Source organism: Mitsuaria sp. RG (assembly GCF_028369275.1).
Taxonomy (GTDB): Bacteria; Pseudomonadota; Gammaproteobacteria; order Pseudomonadales; family Pseudomonadaceae; genus Aquipseudomonas; species Aquipseudomonas peradeniyensis.
The window spans coordinates 1-18,944 of the sequence record NZ_JAQMYQ010000012.1 but is presented as its reverse complement, the minus strand read 5'-3'; the positions used below and the strand labels follow the sequence as shown (position 1 = coordinate 18,944).

Annotated in this window: 20 protein-coding genes; 13 read left to right on the top strand and 7 right to left on the bottom strand. The window is 64.7% G+C overall.

Translation table 11 applies throughout. From position 1 onward, the window contains the following. Nucleotides 1–57: 57 nt before the first annotated feature. Both POF53_RS09340 and cycA read left to right on the top strand, forming a co-directional pair. Complete coding sequence (locus tag POF53_RS09340) at nucleotides 58–1,422, top strand: PepSY-associated TM helix domain-containing protein (RefSeq protein ID WP_498967393.1); 1,365 nt, start codon at nucleotides 58–60, stop codon at nucleotides 1,420–1,422. Nucleotides 1,423–1,653: 231 nt separating this feature from the next. Next, entirely contained in the window at nucleotides 1,654–3,069 is a 1,416-nt protein-coding gene (gene cycA / locus POF53_RS09335; RefSeq protein WP_232856584.1) for a D-serine/D-alanine/glycine transporter, read from the top strand. 121 nt (nucleotides 3,070–3,190) lie between these two features. On the opposite strand, the gene POF53_RS09330 is transcribed toward cycA, so the two are convergent. Next, entirely contained in the window at nucleotides 3,191–3,490 is a 300-nt protein-coding gene (locus POF53_RS09330; RefSeq protein WP_186713780.1) for a hypothetical protein, read from the bottom strand. Between the two features lie 520 nt (nucleotides 3,491–4,010). Between POF53_RS09330 and urtA the strand changes: the two genes are divergently transcribed. The 7 genes from urtA to POF53_RS09295 all read left to right on the top strand — a co-directional run bounded on the left by urtA (nucleotide 4,011) and on the right by POF53_RS09295 (nucleotide 10,746). Further along, nucleotides 4,011–5,276 carry an urea ABC transporter substrate-binding protein gene (gene urtA / locus POF53_RS09325; RefSeq protein ID WP_232856583.1) on the top strand — a complete coding sequence of 422 codons (1,266 nt, stop codon included), beginning with the start codon at nucleotides 4,011–4,013 and terminating at the stop codon, nucleotides 5,274–5,276. 129 nt (nucleotides 5,277–5,405) lie between these two features. Further along, nucleotides 5,406–6,893 carry an urea ABC transporter permease subunit UrtB gene (gene urtB / locus POF53_RS09320; RefSeq protein WP_232856582.1) on the top strand — a complete coding sequence of 496 codons (1,488 nt, stop codon included), beginning with the start codon at nucleotides 5,406–5,408 and terminating at the stop codon, nucleotides 6,891–6,893. After that, the gene (urtC, locus tag POF53_RS09315; RefSeq protein ID WP_203648126.1) at nucleotides 6,893–7,972 is read left to right on the top strand and encodes an urea ABC transporter permease subunit UrtC; all 1,080 of its coding nucleotides are present in this window, start codon (nucleotides 6,893–6,895) and stop codon (nucleotides 7,970–7,972) included. The genes urtB and urtC overlap by 1 nt, the downstream gene beginning before the upstream one ends. Nucleotides 7,973–8,001: 29 nt before the next feature. Continuing rightward, on the top strand, nucleotides 8,002–8,826 hold the full coding sequence (gene urtD, locus POF53_RS09310; RefSeq protein ID WP_498967479.1) for an urea ABC transporter ATP-binding protein UrtD: 825 nt from the start codon (nucleotides 8,002–8,004) through the stop codon (nucleotides 8,824–8,826). A 126-nt stretch (nucleotides 8,827–8,952) separates the two neighbouring features. Further along, on the top strand, nucleotides 8,953–9,651 hold the full coding sequence (gene urtE, locus POF53_RS09305; RefSeq protein ID WP_232856580.1) for an urea ABC transporter ATP-binding subunit UrtE: 699 nt from the start codon (nucleotides 8,953–8,955) through the stop codon (nucleotides 9,649–9,651). A gap of 31 nt (nucleotides 9,652–9,682) precedes the next feature. Further along, nucleotides 9,683–10,207 carry a GNAT family N-acetyltransferase gene (locus POF53_RS09300; protein ID WP_232856579.1) on the top strand — a complete coding sequence of 175 codons (525 nt, stop codon included), beginning with the start codon at nucleotides 9,683–9,685 and terminating at the stop codon, nucleotides 10,205–10,207. A 5-nt stretch (nucleotides 10,208–10,212) separates the two neighbouring features. Then, nucleotides 10,213–10,746: a GNAT family N-acetyltransferase gene (locus tag POF53_RS09295; protein WP_232856578.1), complete on the top strand. Its 534-nt coding sequence runs from the start codon at nucleotides 10,213–10,215 to the stop codon at nucleotides 10,744–10,746. Between the two features lie 110 nt (nucleotides 10,747–10,856). Here POF53_RS09295 and POF53_RS09290 read toward each other — a convergent pair whose 3' ends face one another. Both POF53_RS09290 and cbpA read right to left on the bottom strand, forming a co-directional pair. Continuing rightward, nucleotides 10,857–11,162 (bottom strand): chaperone modulator CbpM, encoded by a 306-nt coding sequence (locus POF53_RS09290; RefSeq protein WP_011535907.1) that lies wholly within the window; start codon nucleotides 11,160–11,162, stop codon nucleotides 10,857–10,859. A gap of 2 nt (nucleotides 11,163–11,164) precedes the next feature. Next, nucleotides 11,165–12,130 carry a curved DNA-binding protein gene (gene cbpA / locus POF53_RS09285; RefSeq protein ID WP_232856577.1) on the bottom strand — a complete coding sequence of 322 codons (966 nt, stop codon included), beginning with the start codon at nucleotides 12,128–12,130 and terminating at the stop codon, nucleotides 11,165–11,167. Between the two features lie 163 nt (nucleotides 12,131–12,293). Between cbpA and POF53_RS09280 the strand changes: the two genes are divergently transcribed. Then, the gene (locus POF53_RS09280) at nucleotides 12,294–13,565 is read left to right on the top strand and encodes an Hsp70 family protein (RefSeq protein ID WP_232856576.1); all 1,272 of its coding nucleotides are present in this window, start codon (nucleotides 12,294–12,296) and stop codon (nucleotides 13,563–13,565) included. A gap of 122 nt (nucleotides 13,566–13,687) precedes the next feature. Here POF53_RS09280 and POF53_RS09275 read toward each other — a convergent pair whose 3' ends face one another. The 3 genes from POF53_RS09275 to POF53_RS09265 form a co-directional block, all read right to left on the bottom strand. Then, nucleotides 13,688–14,695: an AI-2E family transporter gene (locus tag POF53_RS09275; protein ID WP_110734957.1), complete on the bottom strand. Its 1,008-nt coding sequence runs from the start codon at nucleotides 14,693–14,695 to the stop codon at nucleotides 13,688–13,690. Between the two features lie 70 nt (nucleotides 14,696–14,765). After that, nucleotides 14,766–15,050, bottom strand: coding sequence for a PsiF family protein (locus tag POF53_RS09270; RefSeq protein ID WP_232856575.1), 285 nt, complete (start codon nucleotides 15,048–15,050; stop codon nucleotides 14,766–14,768). Nucleotides 15,051–15,114: 64 nt separating this feature from the next. Next, nucleotides 15,115–15,903: an AraC family transcriptional regulator gene (locus POF53_RS09265; protein ID WP_232856574.1), complete on the bottom strand. Its 789-nt coding sequence runs from the start codon at nucleotides 15,901–15,903 to the stop codon at nucleotides 15,115–15,117. A 125-nt stretch (nucleotides 15,904–16,028) separates the two neighbouring features. Between POF53_RS09265 and POF53_RS09260 the strand changes: the two genes are divergently transcribed. Next, nucleotides 16,029–16,904, top strand: a complete 876-nt coding sequence (locus tag POF53_RS09260) for a DMT family transporter (protein ID WP_498967477.1) — start codon at nucleotides 16,029–16,031, stop codon at nucleotides 16,902–16,904. A gap of 118 nt (nucleotides 16,905–17,022) precedes the next feature. Here POF53_RS09260 and POF53_RS09255 read toward each other — a convergent pair whose 3' ends face one another. Next, entirely contained in the window at nucleotides 17,023–17,913 is an 891-nt protein-coding gene (locus POF53_RS09255) for a lipase family alpha/beta hydrolase (protein WP_254464353.1), read from the bottom strand. A 124-nt stretch (nucleotides 17,914–18,037) separates the two neighbouring features. Here POF53_RS09255 and osmE point away from each other — a divergent pair, with 124 nt between their 5' ends. Together osmE and POF53_RS09245 are read left to right on the top strand one after the other, a co-directional pair. After that, entirely contained in the window at nucleotides 18,038–18,379 is a 342-nt protein-coding gene (gene osmE, locus POF53_RS09250) for an osmotically-inducible lipoprotein OsmE (RefSeq protein WP_028688233.1), read from the top strand. A 30-nt stretch (nucleotides 18,380–18,409) separates the two neighbouring features. Continuing rightward, the gene (locus tag POF53_RS09245; RefSeq protein ID WP_232966694.1) at nucleotides 18,410–18,943 is read left to right on the top strand and encodes a ferritin-like domain-containing protein; all 534 of its coding nucleotides are present in this window, start codon (nucleotides 18,410–18,412) and stop codon (nucleotides 18,941–18,943) included. The last annotated feature ends 1 nt before the right edge of the window (nucleotide 18,944 follow it).

The following is an 18,944-nucleotide window of genomic DNA, read 5'->3' as shown; positions in this document are numbered from 1 at the left end:
AACAACAAACGGGCGCGGGACCTGACCGCGCCCACTTGAGGTCTACGGGAGGCTCCCATGAGCAAACCAAACGTTTCCTTCTACAACCTTGCGTGGCGCTGGCATTTCTATGCCGGACTGTTCGTGGCGCCGTTCATGATCCTGCTGGCGATCACCGGGATCATCTACCTGTTCAAGCCGCAGCTCGACCCGCTGATGTACCGCGAGCTGATGGTGGTCGAGGCCGGCCATCACCGACAGGGCGCCGATACGTTGCTGGCCAACGTACGCCAGGCTTATCCACAGGGTCAGGTGGGGCAGTACCTGCCATCGGTGAGCGCCGAGCGCAGCGCACAGTTCGTCGTACATGACGGCGGGCGCGAGCTGAACGTGTTCGTCGATCCGTACAGCGGCAAGGTGCTGGGCGCGCAGGACGGCAAGCAAAACCTGCAGGCCATTGCCCGTGCCCTGCATGGCGAACTGATGGTCGGCACGGTCGGTGACCGGCTGGTGGAACTGGCGGCCGGCTGGGGCATCGTCCTGGTCGTGTCCGGCCTCTATTTGTGGTGGCCACGCGGGCGCAACAGCGCGGGCGTGCTGTGGCCACGCCTGAGCGCACGCGGCCGGGTGCTGTGGCGCGACCTGCATGCTGTTACAGGATTCTGGGGCTCAGCCCTGCTGCTGTTGATGCTGATCAGCGGCATGACCTGGACCGGGCTATGGGGCAAGCAGTATGCCGACCTATGGAACCGGTTCCCGGCGGCCATGTGGAATGATGTGCCCAAGTCAGATAAAGAGGCACGCGAACTGAATGAAGCCCACCGCCAGACCGTGCCGTGGGCCATGGAGAACACCCCGATGCCGGTGTCCGGCGCCCATGCCGAGCATGCCGGGCACCACATGATGGATCACGCCCCCGCCGCGCCCCAGGTGAGCCTGCAGCAGGTCGAGAACATCGCCAATCTGCGCGAGGTCGAGCCGGGCTACAGCATCACCCTGCCGACCAGTGCCGAAGGAGTGTTCACCATTGCGGTGTTCGCCGACGATCCGCGTAACGATGCCACCCTGCATGTGGACCAGTACACCGGACAGGTGCTAGCCGATGTGCGCTGGCAGGACTACAGCCCGGTGGCGCGTGCCACGGAGCTGGGGGTGATGCTGCACGAAGGGAAGATGTTCGGGCCGTTGAACCAGATCGTCATCCTGCTGGTGTGCCTGATGATCCTGCTGGGGTCGGTGAGTGGGCTGGTGATGTGGTGGAAGCGCAAGCCGGCTGGTGGGCTGGGGGTGCCGCCGCTGCGCCATGACCTGCCGCGCTGGAAGATGGCCGTGGGGGTGATGGTGGTGCTAGGCGTTGCCTTCCCGCTGGTGGGGATTTCGATGGTGGTGATGTGGGTGGTGGATAGTCTGGTTGTGAGACGCCGGGTCATGGTTCGAGCCTGATATCGCAATCGCGGGGCAAGCCCGCTCCCACGCCAATCTCACAGGGCTGGCGTGGGAGCGGGCTTGCCCCGCGATGAGGCCGGCACCAACAACCATTGATTCCCGTCATGTCGAGCACCGCGCTGCACCGCCAAGATCGTGCCGATCTGCCGCACCCGCGATCGGAACGCGACGTGATAGCCTACTCGGCTTTCGCTCACAAAAAGACTGACCCTCAATGGAATGCAGCCTATGACCCGGACCTCCCAGACACCCTCCGAAGAGCAGCACCTGCAACGCAACCTGACCAACCGCCACATCCAGCTCATCGCCATCGGCGGCGCCATCGGCACCGGCCTGTTCATGGGCTCGGGCAAGACCATCAGCCTGGCCGGCCCGTCGATCATCTTCGTCTACATGATCATCGGCTTCATGCTGTTCTTCGTCATGCGCGCCATGGGCGAGCTGCTGCTGTCGAACCTCAACTACAAGTCGTTCATCGATTTCTCCGCCGACCTGCTCGGCCCCTGGGCCGGCTACTTCACCGGCTGGACCTACTGGTTCTGCTGGGTGGTCACCGGCATCGCCGACGTGGTGGCGATCGCCGCCTACACGCAATTCTGGTTCCCGGACCTTCCGCAGTGGATACCGGCGCTGAGCTGCGTGGCCCTGCTGCTGTCGCTGAACCTGGTGACGGTGAAGATGTTCGGTGAAATGGAGTTCTGGTTCGCCCTGATCAAGATCATCGCCATCATGGGCCTGGTCGCCACCGGCCTGTACATGGTCATCACCGGCTTCCAATCGCCAGCAGGCCATACCGCCACCCTGGCCAACCTGTGGAATGACGGCGGTATGTTCCCCAACGGCCTGCTCGGTTTCTTCGCCGGCTTCCAGATCGCCGTGTTCGCCTTCGTCGGCATCGAGCTGGTAGGCACCACCGCCGCCGAGGCGAAGAACCCCGAGCGCACCCTGCCGCGGGCGATCAACTCGATCCCGATCCGCATCATCGTGTTCTACGTGCTGGCGCTGATCGCGATCATGGCCGTGACTCCATGGCGTGACGTGGTGCCGGGCAAGAGCCCGTTCGTCGAGCTGTTCGTGCTGGCCGGCCTGCCGGCGGCGGCGAGCATCATCAACTTCGTGGTGCTCACCTCGGCGGCCTCGTCGGCCAACAGCGGCGTGTTCTCCACCAGCCGCATGCTGTTCGGCCTGGCCCAGGAGGGTGATGCGCCCAAGGCGTTCGAGAAACTCTCGCGCCGCGCGGTACCGGCCAACGGCCTGTACTTCTCCTGCACCTGCCTGCTGCTGGGCGCGGTGCTGATCTACCTGGTACCCAATGTGATCGAAGCCTTCACCCTGGTGACGACGGTGTCGGCGGTGCTGTTCATGTTCGTGTGGACGCTGATCCTGCTGTCGTACCTGAGCTACCGCAAACAGCGCGCGGCGCTGCATGAGCAGTCCACCTACAAGATGCCGGGCGGGCGTTTCATGTGCTATGTGTGCCTGGTGTTCTTCGCCGGCATTCTGGTGCTGTTGAGCCTGGAAGCGGATACGCGCTCGGCGCTGGTGGTGACGCCGATCTGGTTTGTGATTCTGGCGGTGACCTATCAGTTTGTGCGCAGCAGGCGTCAGCCGCGTGCGGCGGTGCGTGAAGCCTCTAATAACTGATCCGGCCAATGGGGCCGCTGCGCGGCCCTTTCGCGGCACAAGGCCGCTCCTACAGATGATCGCGCTCCCCCTGTGTAGGAGCGGCCTTGTGCCGCGAAAGGGCTGCAAAGCAGCCCCAGGGCTAACCCTGCTCCAACCCCTCAAGCACCGCCTCGGCCAACGCCAGGCCTTTCTCCAGCGAGTTCTCGGTCGCCGTCAGCAAACTGCGCAACGGCTCCCCGGCCTTCTCCAATGCGGCAGCATTGGTCTCATACGCCGCCTTCAACGCCGCCACGGCGCACACCAGCGCATCCTCGCTATCAACGCCAGCACGTACCGAGAGAATCGGATCATGGGCGTGATTGCAGGTGCCGAAGTGGGAACAAGCGGTGACGGGACGTGATTTGCGGGGACTGTGGTTGACCAGCGATTCCTGGTTCATGGCTGCACCTCTCGATGAAAGGTGGCGATCTCGACAAATGCGAACGGTGGATCTGGAACGATCTTCTTGAGCATGGTGCATCTCCTTGCAGCTCTCTCTTTTAGAAGCTCCGCGCCCATACGCCAGGATGGGTGAGCGAAGCCGTGCGAGGTTGGCGTGCCGGCAGAGAGAACCGGTGAGCCCGAAGGCTCCCCCACACGACTCCGCCCATAACGGGTGCAGCCATGCAGAACACCGCCGCAAGGTGCGCCAGTGCTCGATCTCTCTGAATACGGGACGCCAATCCCGAACCGCAGAAACTACTGCGGTGCGGCACGGTACTCAAGTACCGCTTATGTGTCAAAAGTGTTCATCGCCCCCGGCCCCAATCCTGTGCAGGCCCAACCTGCAAGCACCATCCTGGCCCCTCCCTACGCCCCGATTCGTCGCACAACCGCTCTATCACGCACTTTCCATCGCTCGGCACAGCCTTTGCACTCTCCGACCTGGCCAACACCCACCATCACATCGGAGTGAGCACATGAAGCGACGCAGTCTGATCAAGGCCTTCACCCTCAGCGCATCGATCGCCGCGATGGGCCTGAGCTGGAGCATCCAGGCCGCCGAGACCATCAAGGTCGGCATCCTGCATTCGCTGTCGGGGACCATGGCGATTTCCGAGACTTCGCTCAAGGACATGGCGCTGATGACCATCGACGAGATCAACGCCAAGGGCGGGGTCAACGGCAAGCAGCTTGAGGCGGTGGTGGTGGACCCGGCGTCCAACTGGCCGCTGTTCGCCGAGAAGAGCCGCCAGTTGCTGACCCAGGACAAGGTGGCGGTGGTGTTCGGCTGCTGGACCTCGGTGTCGCGCAAGTCGGTGCTGCCGGTGTTCGAGGAGCTCAACGGCCTGCTGTTCTACCCGGTGCAGTACGAGGGTGAGGAGATGTCGCCGAACGTGTTCTACACCGGCGCTGCGCCCAACCAGCAGGCGATCCCGGCGGTGGAATACCTGATGAGCGAGGACGGCGGCAGCGCCAAGCGCTTCTTCCTGCTGGGCACCGACTACGTCTACCCGCGCACCACCAACAAGATCCTGCGCGCCTTCCTGCACAGCAAGGGCGTGGCCGACAAGGACATCGAAGAGGTCTACACGCCGTTCGGTCACGCCGATTACCAGACCATCGTCGCCAACATCAAGAAGTTCTCGGCTGGCGGCAAGACGGCGGTCATTTCCACGGTCAACGGCGACTCCAACGTGCCGTTCTACAAGGAGCTGGCCAACCAGGGGCTGAAGGCCACCGACGTGCCGGTGGTGGCGTTCTCGGTGGGTGAAGAGGAGCTGCGCGGCATCGACACCAAGCCGCTGGTGGGCCACCTGGCGGCGTGGAACTACTTCGAGTCTGTGGATAACCCGGTGAACCAGAAGTTCGTCGCCAACTGGAAGGCCTACGCCAAGGCCAAGGGCCTGCCGGGGGCCGACAAGGCGGTGACCAACGACCCGATGGAAGCCACCTACGTGGGCATCCACATGTGGGCGCAGGCGGCGCAGAAGGCCGGCAGCACCGATGTGGACAAGGTGCGCGAGGCGCTGGCCGGGCAGAGCTTCAAGGCGCCGTCGGGCTTCACCCTGACCATGGACAAGAGCAACCACCACCTGCACAAGCCGGTGATGATCGGCGAGATCCAGGATGACGGGCAGTTCAGTGTGGTGTGGCAGACCGAGGAGCCGCTGCGGGCGCAGCCTTGGAGCCCGTTCATTCCGGGGAATGACAAGCGGCCGGACTATGCAGTGAAGGGCAACTGACGCTATCGCGGGGCAAGCCCGCTCCCACGCCGATCTCGTCAGCTAGCAGATCTCGTCAGCTAATGGTGGGTGGCGTGGGAGCGGGCTTGCCCCGCGATGAATCCACCGCAGATTTCCAGGATTGCCCGCATGATCAGACTCCTGCTCACACTACTGCTGCTATTGCCCCTGGCCACCCAAGCCAGCGAGGGCGAATTCTTTCTCAGCGCCAAACCCGCCGAGCAAGCCCGCCTGCTCGAAACCTGGGCCGCGCAACCTGATGCCGCCCGCCTGCCGCTGCTGGACAACCTGCGCCAGGGCCGCATCGCCGAAAACGACACCCGCAAACTGCGCCTGAACAACCGCCTGCGCGGCCTGATCAACAACGCCCTGGCCAGCCATCAACTGCTCAGCGACCAAGCCAACGTGCGCCTGGCCGCCGCCCAGCAACTGCAGAAAACCGCGCAACCCGCGCAAATGGCCTTCCTCGACCGCCGCTTCGCCAGCGAACCGGACGCCGCCGTGCACGCGGCCCTGGGCCTGGCCCTGGCCAACCTGCAACTGGGCGCCAGCGAGCCCGCGGTACGCCTGGCAGCCGTGCGTCTGCTCGGTGAAACCGGCGACCCGCTGGCCCGCACCCGCCTCGAAGCCCTTCTGCAACCCGACGCGGAAACCGACGCCGCCGTACGCACCGCCGCCGAAACCAGCCTGGCACAGGTGCAGCGCAAGCTGCTGGTCGGTGAATTGCTCGGCCAGGCCTTCAGCGGCCTGTCACTGGGCTCGATCCTGCTGCTGGCGGCGCTGGGCCTGGCGATCACTTTCGGCCTGTTGGGGGTGATCAACATGGCCCACGGCGAAATGCTGATGCTCGGCGCCTACAGCACCTACATGGTCCAGGTACTGCTGCAACGCTATGCCCCGGGCGCCATCGAGTTCTATCCGCTGATCGCCCTGCCGGTGGCCTTCTCCGTCAGCGCGGGCGTCGGCATGGCCCTGGAGCGCACCGTGATCCGCCACCTATATGGCCGGCCGCTGGAAACCCTGCTGGCGACATGGGGCATCAGCCTGATCCTGATCCAGGCCGTGCGGCTGATCTTCGGCGCGCAGAACGTCGAGGTGAGCAACCCGGCCTGGTTGTCCGGCGGCATCCAGGTGCTGCCCAACCTGGTGCTGCCGTACAACCGCCTGGTGATCATCGGCTTCGCCCTGGCGGTGGTGCTGCTCACCTGGTTGCTGCTCAACCGCACGCGGCTGGGCCTGAACGTGCGCGCCGTCACCCAGAACCGCAACATGGCGGCCTGCTGCGGGGTGTCCACCGGGCGCGTCGACATGCTCGCCTTCGGCCTCGGCTCCGGCATCGCCGGGCTTGGCGGCGTGGCCCTGAGCCAGGTCGGCAACGTGGGGCCGGACCTGGGCCAGAGCTACATCATCGACTCGTTCCTGGTGGTGGTGCTCGGCGGCGTCGGCCAACTGGCCGGCAGCCTGTGGGCGGCCTTCGGGCTGGGTATCGCCAACAAACTGCTGGAGCCGCAGATCGGTGCGGTGCTGGGCAAGATCCTCATCCTTGCGCTGATCATTCTGTTCATCCAGAAGCGCCCGCAAGGCCTGTTCGCCCTCAAGGGACGGGTAATCGACTGATGAACCAGCCATTGATTGTCACTGCCACGCGCAAGGCCGGCACCCGGGTGTCGCTGGCCGTCGGCGCCGTTGTCGTCCTGGTGCTGCTGGCCCTGCCGCTGCTGTCGCTGCTGCCCGACGGGCACTCCTTGCAGGTCTCGGCCTATACCCTGACCTTGGTCGGCAAGATCCTCTGCTACGCCATCGTCGCCCTGGCCCTGGACCTTGTGTGGGGCTATGCCGGGCTGCTGTCGCTGGGCCACGGCCTGTTCTTCGCCCTGGGCGGCTATGCCATGGGCATGTACCTGATGCGCCAGGCGGCCGGCGATGGGCTGCCGGGGTTCATGACCTTCCTGTCGTGGAGCGAGCTGCCCTGGTACTGGGCCGGCACCCAGTATTTCGCCTGGGCGCTGTGCCTGGTGGTGCTGGCGCCGGGGTTGCTGGCGCTGGTGTTCGGCTTCTTCGCCTTCCGCTCGCGGATCAAGGGCGTGTACTTCTCGATCATGACCCAAGCCCTGACCTTCGCCGGCATGCTGCTCTTCTTCCGCAACGAGACCGGTTTTGGCGGCAACAACGGCTTCACCAATTTCCGCACCATCCTAGGTTTCGACATCACCGCCCAGGGCACCCGGGCCGCGCTGTTCCTGCTCACGGTCGGCCTGCTGCTGGGCAGCCTGTTCCTGTGCTGGCGCCTGACCCAGAGCAAGTTCGGTCGCCTGCTCACCGCCGTACGCGATGCGGAAAACCGCCTGATGTTCTGCGGTTACGACCCACGCGGCTTCAAGCTGCTGGTGTGGGTGCTCAGCGCCGTGCTGTGCGGCCTGGCCGGGGCGCTGTATGTGCCGCAAGTGGGCATCATCAACCCCAGCGAAATGTCGCCGACCAACTCCATCGAGGCCGCCGTGTGGGTAGCCCTGGGAGGGCGCGGCACGCTGATCGGACCGCTGCTTGGCGCCGGCCTGGTCAATGGCATGAAGAGCTGGTTCACCGTGGCGTTCCCCGAGTACTGGCTGTTCTTCCTCGGTGCGCTGTTCATCCTCGTCACCCTGTACCTGCCCAAGGGCGTGGTCGGCCTTGTGAAGAAAAGGAGCCAGCCATGAGAAGCGTGCCCCCGGTGCATCCGGAATTCATGCTGGAACCGATATTCGACCAGATCGGCAGCGGTCGCGAGGCCATTGGCCTCGGTCGGCGCCGCGAGGCCGGGCTCGACACCCGCCACGGCACGGTGCTGAGCCTGGAGGGCATCAGCGTCAGCTTCGATGGCTTCAAGGCGCTCAACGACCTGAACCTGTACATCGGCGTCGGCGAGCTGCGCTGCATCATCGGCCCCAACGGCGCCGGCAAGACCACCATGATGGATGTGATCACCGGCAAGACTCGGCCCGACACAGGTACCGCGTTTTTCGGCGACACCCTCGACCTGACCCGCATGAGCGAGTGCCAGATAGCTCAGGCCGGCATTGGCCGCAAGTTCCAGAAGCCCACGGTGTTCGAGGCGCTGACGGTATTCGAGAACCTGGAGCTGGCGCTCAAGGCCGACAAGTCGGTGTGGGCTAGCCTGGTGGCACGGTTGTCCGGCGAACAGCGCCAGCGCATCGAGGAAGTCCTGGCCACCCTGCGCCTGCTGCCCCTGGCCCAGCGCCAGGCGGGGTTGTTGTCCCATGGGCAGAAACAGTTCCTGGAGATCGGCATGCTGCTGGTGCAGGAGCCGAGGTTGCTGCTGCTCGACGAGCCGGTGGCGGGGATGACCGATGCCGAGACCGAATTCACCGCCGAGCTGTTTCGTTCGTTGGCGGGTCGGCATTCGCTGATGGTGGTGGAGCATGACATGGGCTTCGTCGGCAGCATCGCCGACCATGTGACGGTGCTGCACCAGGGCAGCGTGCTGGCGGAAGGGTCGCTGGCGCAGGTGCAGGAGGATGAGCGGGTGGTCGAGGTGTATCTCGGTAGATAGGCCTGCGAGGGTTGCGTGGGAGCGGGCTTGCCCCGCGATGGCGCCAGCCCGGCCAACATCACTTCCAGGCCTGACGCCATCGCGGGGCAAGCCCGCTCCCACGCTCAAATCAAACAAGGGCACAACATGCTGAAAATCGACACCCTGCACCAATACTACGGCGGCAGCCACATCCTGCGCGGCCTGTCCTTCGAGGCCAAGGTCGGCGAGGTCACCTGCCTGCTGGGCCGCAACGGCGTGGGCAAGACCACCCTGCTGCGCTGCCTGATGGGCCTGCTGCCGGCCCGCGAGGGCCGCATGGAATGGGAAGGCAAACCGATCACCACGCTCAAGCCCCAGCAAAGGGTCCACGCCGGCATCGCCTACGTGCCCCAGGGCCGCGAGATCTTCCCGCGCCTGAGCGTCGAGGAAAACCTGCTGATGGGCCTGTCGCGCTTCCCCGCCCGCGAGGCACGTGAAGTGCCGGCCTTCATCTACGAACTGTTCCCGGTGCTGGAGCAGATGAAACAACGCCGTGGCGGCGACCTCTCCGGTGGCCAGCAGCAACAGCTGGCCATCGGCCGTGCCCTGGCCAGCCGCCCTCGCCTGCTGATCCTCGACGAGCCCACCGAAGGCATCCAGCCGTCGGTGATCAAGGAGATCGGCGCGGTGATCCGCAAGCTCGCCGACCGGGGCGACATGGCCATCCTGCTGGTGGAACAATTCTACGACTTCGCCGAGGAGCTGGCCGACCAGTATTTGGTCATGGCCCGCGGCGAAATCGTCCAGCGCGGCCGGGGTGAAAACATGCAGGCCGAAGGTGTGCGCGGCCTGGTTACCATTTAATCTGCAACCACTTCCCTTGCGAGACGCTGTCATGAGTTACCAGATCCGCGACGCCCTGATCAACGACGTGCCGGGCATCCTCGACATCTACAACGACGCCGTGGCCAACACCACGGCGATCTGGAACGAAACCCCGGTTGACCTGGGCAACCGCCTGACCTGGTTCGAGGCCCGCGCGCAGCAGGGCTACCCGATCCTGGTGGCGGTGGACGACAGCGGCGTGCTGGGCTATGCCTCATTTGGCGACTGGCGGCCGTTCGAGGGTTTCCGGCATACCGTCGAGCACTCGGTGTACGTGCGTGGCGACCAACGCGGCAAGGGCCTGGGCCCCGTCCTGATGGAAGCGCTGATCGAACGGGCGCGCCTTTGCGACAAACATGTGATGGTCGCTGCCATCGAGAGCGGCAATGCCGCATCGATCCGCCTGCACGAACGCCTGGGCTTCAGCATCACCGGGCAGATGCCGCAGGTGGGGGTGAAGTTTGGGCGCTGGCTGGACCTGACCTTCATGCAGCTTTACCTGGATGGCAACACCCTTCCCCCTTCAAGGAACTGAAGCCCATGAATACAGCCCAGCTGCACCGCGTCACCCACGAAGGCCTGGCGTACTACCGCGACGGGCTGGTGGCCCTTTTACTCGATGCGGTGCGACAGGGCGCGTCGGTGGGGTTTCTGGCCGATATCAACGAGCAGCAGGCCAAGGCCTACTTCGATGAGGTGAAGGCAAAGCTGGTCGGTGGCGAGCAACTGCTCTGGGTCATTGCCCAGGGGCAGGAAGTGCTGGGTAGTGTGCAGCTGGGGTTGTGCCTGAAGCCCAATGGGCTGAACCGGGGCGAAGTGCAGAAGTTGCTGGTGCACAGCGATGCAAGGCGGCGTGGGTTGGGGCAGCAGTTGATGGGGGTGCTGGAGGCTGATGCGCGGCGGATCGGGCGGGGGATGTTGTTTCTCGATACCGAGGCGGGGTCTGGGGCGGAGGCGTTCTATCGAGCGCTGGGGTACAGCAAGGCGGGGGAGATTCCGGATTATGCCTGCGGGCCGGAGGGGGTTTACCGGGCGACAGCGCTGTACTTCAAAGTGATTGCGAAAGCTTCGTGAAGTTGGGGGCGCTCTGCGCCCCTTTCGCGGCACAAGGCCGCTCCTACAGGCGAGCGCGATCCCTTGTAGGAGCGGCCTTGTGCCGCGAAAGGGCTGCGCAGCAGCCCCAGCTACATTTGGGTAAACCTGCCCAACCGCTGCTTCAACATGCTGTTCTCGCTACGCAACTGCTGCACCTCTTCCAGCAATTCCAGCGCCAGCGCCACCCCTTCCCACTCCAACTCAAGCTCCTGATGCAGCTTCACCGCGCGCTTCAACGTCACCGGCGCGCGGTCATCGAACACCCACTCTTCGGGCGTTCGCCCCGACGGTTCGACAATGCCGTGCTCGACGATCTCGATCACCCAGTCGGCCGACACATCGGCTTCCTGGCACAGGGTACGCATGTCCAGTTGAACGATCAGGGTGCTGCTCATGATCACTTACTCCATTGAGTCCTCGGATTGAACGCGGCTTTCTCGGAGAGCTGGGTCCACAATGCGCGAGCTGCGTCATCGGACTGGGCGGGCATGACCACCTTGAGCTGGGCGTACAGGTCGCCGCGCTCGCCCTGCTTGTTCAAAAGGCCCATGCCCTTGACCCGCAAGCGCTGGCCGCTCTGGCTGTCGGGGCGGATGGTCAGGTTGATCTTGCCGGTCAGGGTCGGCACGGCCACCTTGGCGCCGAGCGCCGCTTCCCACGGTGCCAGCGGCACGGTGATGATCAGGTCATGGCCTTCGACATCGAACAGCGGGTGCGGTGCCATGCGGATGGTCAGGAACAGGTCGCCATTGGCGCCACCGCCCACGCCCGGCGCGCCCTGGCCCTTGAGCCGGATGCGCTCGCCGTCGGTCACCCCGGCAGGGATCTTCACGTTCAGCGTTTTCGTGGTGAAGCCGGTGCGCTGCCCGGCGCCGTTGGTCTGCGGCACCTGGAAGCTGATCTGCTTGGATTCCTTGTTCAGGGTCTCTTCGAGGAACACTGCAAGTTCAAGCTCCACGTCCTGCCCTCGCCTGCCGGCACTGCGTTGTTGCCGGCCACCGCCGCCACCGAAGGGGTTGCCGCCCCGGGCGCCGAAGATCGAGCTGAAGAAATCGGAGAAATCACCACCCTCGAAGCCACCGCCGCCGCCATTGCCGCCACGGGACTGCCAGCCGGGCGGTGCCTGGAACGGCCGACCATGCTGGCCGCCATACTTGCGAATTTCGTCGTACTCGGCGCGCTTGTCCTTGTCGCCAAGCACTTCGTAGGCCTCGTTGGCCTCCTTGAACTTGTCCTCGGCGTCACGCTCCTTGCTGACGTCGGGGTGATACTTGCGCGCGAGCTTGCGGTACGCGGCCTTGATCGCCTTCTCGTCCGCGCTCGTCTCGACGCCGAGTATCTTGTAATAGTCTTTGAAGTCCATCTATGGATCACCGATGTGAATGTACGTATTGCTACTGAAGATTGGGGTCAAGCATAGCCTTTCAAGGTTGATCCGGGGTTGCGCTATCGCAGACGACCGGTCTTGATTTAGCCGCAGACTGGCATAAACTGCGCGGCCGTTTTGCCTCCGGAAGCTCTCCCCCATGTCTGACGTATCCCCGGCCCGCGCCCTTGGCATCGACTTCGGCACCTCCAACTCCACGGTTGGCTGGCACCGCCCGGGCGTCGAATCGCTGATCGCCCTGGAAGACGGCAAGATCACCCTGCCGTCGGTGGTCTTCTTCAACATCGAGGAGCGTCGCCCGGTGTACGGTCGCCTGGCCCTGCACGAGTACCTGGAAGGCTACGAAGGCCGCCTGATGCGCTCGCTCAAGAGCCTGCTGGGCTCCAAGCTGATCAAGCACGACACCAGCGTGCTGGGCAGCGCCCTGCCGTTCAAGGACCTGCTGGGCATGTACATCGGCGAGCTGAAAAAGCGCGCCGAAGCCGATGCCGGCCGCGAGTTCGACCAGGTGGTGCTGGGCCGCCCGGTGTTCTTCGTCGACGAAGACCCGGCCGCCGACCAGGAGGCCGAGGACACCCTGGCGGAGGTTGCGCGCAAGATCGGCTTCAAGGATGTGTCGTTCCAGTACGAGCCCATCGCCGCGGCGTTCGACTACGAGTCGGGCATCAGCCGTGAAGAGCTGGTACTGATTGTCGATATCGGCGGTGGTACCTCGGACTTTACCCTGATCCGCCTGTCACCGGAGCGCCACCAGGTGGCCGAGCGCCAGGACGACATCCTCGCCACCGGCGGCGTGCACATCGGCGGTACCGACTTCGACAAGCAGCTGAGCCTGCAGGGCGTGATGCCGCTGTTCGGCTACGGCAGCCGGATGAAGAGCGGTGCGCTGATGCCCACCAGCTACCACCTCAACCTGGCCACCTGGCACACCATCAACGCCCTGTACTCGCAGAAATCGCAGCTGGCCCTGGGCAACATGCGCTACGACATCGAGGACACCCTCGGCATCGACCGCCTGTTCAACCTGATCGAACAGCGCGCCGGGCACTGGCTGGCGATGGAAGTGGAGGCCAGCAAGATCGAGCTGACCGACCGTGACAGCCGCTGCATCGACTTTGGCCGCATCGAGCCGGAGCTGTCGGCCGAGTTGACCCGGGCGCTGTTCGAAGACGCCATCGGCGGGCTGCTGGAGCGGGTGCGCGGCAGCGTGAGCGAATTGCTGGCCAAGGCCGGCGTCAGCGAGGGGCAGGTGGACACGGTGTTCTTCACCGGTGGTTCCAGCGGCATTCCGGCGCTGCGCAACAGCGTGGCGGCGATGCTGCCCAATGCGCGGCATGTGGAAGGCAATATCTTCGGCAGCATCGGTAGCGGCTTGGCAATCGAGGCACGCAAGCGTTACGGCGCGGCCTGAGCCATCCTGGGGCCGCGTTGCGCGCCCTTTCGCGGCACAAGGCCGCTCCTACAGGGGGACGCGCTCTTCTGTAGGAGCGGCCTTGTGCCGCGAAAGGGCTGCAACGCAGCCCCAGCAATTTGTCAAACCAACTCCGCCCGCTTCAACTCACTCTTCAGGTAGGCGTAATAAATCGGCCCCGCCACCACCCCCGGCAGCCCGAACGCCGCCTCGAACACCAGCATCGCCAGCAGCAGCTCCCAGGCCTTGGCACTGATCTGCCCGCCGACGATCCGCGCGTTGAGGAAGTACTCGACCTTGTGGATCACGATCAGGTACCCCAGCGCCGCCATCGCCACCCAGATCGACAGCGACAACCCGACGATGGTGATCAGGGTGTTGGACATCAGGTTGCCGATCACCGGCAGCAGCCCGAGCAGGAAGGTGAGCACGATCAGCGTCTTGGTCAACGGCAGGTGCACGCCGAACAGCGGCAGCACCACGGCCAGGAAGATGCCGGTGAAGACGGTGTTGAGCAGCGAGATCTTGATCTGCGCGAAAACGATGTTGCGAAACGCCTGCACCAGAAGGCTCAGGCGTTCGAACAGCGCCGCCGCCAGGGGCTTGCGCCGGGAGATGTCGGGGATGCGCTGCAGGGCGACGATGGCGCCGAGGATCATGCCGATCAGCAGGGTCACGAACATGTGCGCCATGCCCTTGCCCACCAGTTGCAGGTCGCTCAGGTGGCTCTTGATCCAGTCGCCGATGGCCACCTTGAACTCGGCGGCGCTGGCCGGCAGGTAGGCTTCGATGAACGGCGGCAACTGGCCACGGGCGCGCTCGACCAGGCCCATGAACTTGTCCAGCGAGGCGCCGGGATTCTCGGCCTCGTGCAGCAGGAAACTGAAGGCGCCGGCGATCAGCAACGTCAGCGTGCTCACCACCAGGGTGCCGAGCAGCGCCACCGCCAGCCAGCGTGCGCGCTGCCCGGCGATCAGCGGTTGCAGGCGCGGGGTGAGCATGTTGACCAGCTCGTAGACCAGCAGGCCGGCCAGCAGGCTCGGCAGCAGCTTCAGCGGCAGCGCCAGCAACAGGCCCGCCATGACGATGATCCAGCTGGCCAGGGTGACCTGGCGGGGAGTGAAAGTCATACAGCCTCAACGGCAGACAGCGGAAAGTCCCGCAGTCTGCCAGCCTTCACGGCAGAGGCATAGGCGCAGGTCATTTCTTCTTCAGGCAGTCACTCATGAAGGTCTTGCGTTCATCGCCCTTGAGCGCCTTGGTGCTGGCGTCGGCGTTGCAGGTCTTCATCTTCTCCTGCTGGGTCTGCGGCACATCCTTTTTCAGGCAGGTGCTCATGAACGCCTTGCGCTCATCGCCCTTGAGCGCCTTGGTGGTGGCGTCGGCATTGCAGGTCTTCATCTTTTCCTGTTGCGCGGTGGCGGCGAACCCTTGGCCCGCGATCAACAGGCCCAATACCAGCAGGGGTACGTGCAGCAGCTTCATGGAGTGGTCTCCTTGCCTGCGCGCCGGATGCGCGCTCGTCGCAGCTGAGTGTAGACAAGAATTCTTACATCTCTGTCCGCGCCCGCCGCCGGTACTGCTCCGGGGTGCAATTGGCCTGGCGCTGGAACATGGCGATGAAGGCCGAAGCGCTGCTGTAGCCGAGGTCGAAGGCGATGGCCTGGATCGGCGTGCCCGCCTCGAGCGCCTCGATGGCCCGCAGAAAGCGCAGGCGCAAGCGCCATTCGCCGAAGCTCATGCCCAGCTCGCGCAAGAACTGCCGGGCCAGGGTGCGCTCGCTGACATGCACCTGCCCGGCCCAATGGCCGAGCGGACGGTTGTCGCCAGGCTCCGCGTGCAACGCCTCGAGCACCTGGCGCAGGCTGTCGCCGCGGGCGAACGGCAGGTAGCAGGTCTGCGTCGGTGCCAGGTGCAACTGGTCGATCAATACCTGGATCAGGCGCTGGTCGCGCTCGTCCTGGGCGATGTGCAAGTCGCGGCGGGCGAAGTCGCCGAGGATCGCCTTGAGGATATCGCTGATCACCAGGCTGCAGGGCTGGTCCGGCAACTCGGCACACAGGCTGCGCTCCAGGTAGACCGAGCGGTAGATGATGGCCTGGGGGTTGTAGCAGCCGTGCTCGGTGTCCGGCGGCACCCAGACGGCGTAGTGCGGGGGCGAGATGAAGCGCTGGCCCTCGACGTCCAGGTGCATCAGGCCATGGGAGGCGTAGTTGAGCTGGCCCCAGGGGTGACGGTGCGGCGGGCTGTGGGTATCGGCGCCGAATTCGTCGTAGCGGAAGTACACCGGGGCGGGGAGCCGGTCGAATTGCGGAATGTCGAGGTACTTGCGGGTCATGCTGTCTGCTTCGCGGGGCGAGTTGTCTGGATGGAAGTATAGGCATTTGAACAGACAAGCGATAATGGCCGCCACGTGGGAGCGGGCTTGCCTCGCTCCCACGGGTCAACCGCAACTCGAGAATCATCATGAACTACCTCTTCCCCCTCATCGCCATCCTCATCTGGGCCGGCAACACCGTAGTCACCAAGATGTCCGCCGGGGCCATCTTCCCCGCCGAGATCGGCTTCTACCGCTGGCTGCTGGCCGGCCTGCTGTTCACCCCTTTCCTGCTGCCGCAAGTCTGGCGCAACCGCGCGGCCATCCGCCCGCACCTGGGCAAGATCTTCGTGCTGGGCGTGCTGGGCATGGCCATCTACCAGAGCCTGGCGTACTTCGCCGCGGCCATCACCAGCGCCACCAACATGGGCATCATTCTCTCGTTGATGCCGTTGATGTCGCTGGCCCTGTCCATCGCCTGGCTCGGCCAGCGTCTGACCTACGGCGCGCTACTGGGCGCGCTGGTGTCGTTCTTCGGCGTGCTGGAGGTGGTCTCAGCCGGGCAACCCGGCGTGCTGCTGCACCAGGGGCTGAACGCGGGCGACCTGATGATGCTGGTGGCCACCCTCGCCTATGCGCTGTACAGCTTCCTGCTGAAGAAATGGCAACTGCGCCTGCCGCCGCTGCAACTGCTGTACCTGCAGGTGCTGGTGGCGATCCTGGTGTTGCTGCCGCTGTTCCTGCTGTCGCCCAAGACCGGGTTGAACGGCCACAACATTGGCCTGGTGCTGTATGCCGGCCTGTTGGCCTCGATGGTCGCGCCGCGGGTGTGGATGCAGGCGGTGCACCGCCTGGGGCCGAGCCGTACCACGCTGTTCTTCAACCTGTTGCCGGTGGTGACGGCGGTGATCGCGGCAGTGGTGCTGGATGAGCAGTTGGCCAGTTATCACCTGGTTGGCGGTGTGCTGACATTAGTCGGCGTGCTGTTGGCCGAGCGTTGGACCACGCCTGTGCGGCGTTGACAGATGGGAGCGCTTTGCGCTCCTTTCGCGGCACAAGGCCGCTCCTACAGGGGGATTGCGTTCGTCTGTAGGAGCGGCCTTGTGCCGCGAAAGGGCTGCGAGGCAGCCCCCGGGTTCGTCACAACCCAGCAGCCTTGAGCCGGGCGGCATGCTCGGTAAACAGTCGCACCGGCTCGGCACCCTTGCCCACCGCGCCCAGCGACTGGTTGACGATATCCAGATGATCGAGCGGATAGTCATCGCCAATCACCTGCCCCAGGTGCGAGCTGAAACGCCCAACCATGCCGTCACATTGCCCCTTCTCCCGGACGAAACTGCGGGCGAACAGCCGGCAAAATCGGTTGCTGCCGTCAAAACGGTTCAGGCCCTGGTCGGTACGCCCAGGCTGCAGGGTTCCGGACCATGAGTAATAGCGCACGCCGTTCACTTGCGGCGCCCCCTCGCCGCCCCAGACCTCGGGCAGCCCCTGTGGATAAGCCTGGTTGAACAGCGCCACCCCGGCACTGGTCAGCGACTGGTGCGAAGCATGCACGTCGATCGGCAGCGGATCGCGGCGCCAGCCGGTCTCCAGCCAACCCAGCACCACAGCGAAGCCATGCAGCACGGCCTTGAGGATGCGCCCCCGGACAGAGTCATCAGGTGCCGTGCGTTCGAGATGGTCGGCCAGCTCCGAGCCATGGTTGGGGCCGGCCACCGATGTCACCGAGGCCACCCGGTCAGGCCGCTTCGCCGCCGCATAACGGGCACTGAGCGCGCCCTGGCTATGGCCGATCAGGTTGACCTTGTCGGCCCCCGTGCGCTGGCAGACCTCCTCGATGATGCCGAGCAACTGCTCGCCCCGCACCTCGCTGGAATGCAGCGGCGACACCTGCACCGGGAACACCTGCGCGCCGCCCCGACGCAATGCCGGAACGATGCCGAACCAGTAGGGATAGACCAGCGCCCGCACGAAGCCGAGCATGCCCGGCACCAGCACCAGTGGATAACGCGTGGCCAGCTCCTGACTCATCACCCTTGCCCTCATCCGTGAACAGACCGGCCCACCCTACAGCGCCATCGGAGACAAGCGCAATCGAACTCCCGGCGCGCCGCGCGGTTCCAAGCAGAACAGACCCTGAGCAAGGAGCGGGACCATGTACAAGCGAACCCTGGCCATCCTTCTGGCAAGCGCCACCCTCGCCGCCTGCGGCAGCCGCCCGGAAAACCCGGTGGACTACGTCACCTACCGCGACGAGCCGCTGGTCAAGCAGGTCGAGCACGGCATGACCATGCAGAAGGTCATCGCCATCGGCGGCAGCCCGTCGAATGTCATCGACCTGCCCCACGGCGGCACCTGCAACGACTACATCCTCAACCGCGATGGCCACCAGCAACCCTACTACGTGCGCTTCGACGCCACCGGCCATGTCGACGCCAAGGGTTTCAAGACCTGCAAGCAACGCCAACAAGACAGCGACGCCGTGCACGGCGCATGACACCCCATGACCACCCTGATGCTTTCGGAGATGAACATGAGCGTTGAACTGACCGATGTGAAAACCCTGCGCGAACGTGCCCGCCAGCATGTCGAGCAAGGCGCGGTGACCGAGGGTTACCACGCCGATCGCGAGAAGATCCTGCGCCTGCTCAACGAGTCGCTGGCCACCGAGCTGGTCTGCGTCCTGCGCTACAAGCGTCACTACTTCATGGCCAGCGGCATCAAGGCCAGCGTCGCCGCCGCGGAGTTCCTCGAGCACGCCAATCAGGAAGCCGAGCACGCCGACAAGCTGGCCGAGCGCATCGTGCAGCTGGGCGGCGAGCCGGACTTCAATCCGGACAACCTGACGAAGAATTCCCACGCCCAGTACGTGGCGGGCAGTTCGTTGAAGGAGATGGTGCTGGAGGACCTGGTGGCAGAACGCATCGCCATCGACAGCTACCGCGAGATCATCCAGTACATCGGCGACAAGGATCCGACCACCCGGCGCATCTTCGAGGACATCCTGGCGCAGGAGGAAGAGCACGCGGACGATATGTCCGATCTGTTGAAAGGCCTCTGAT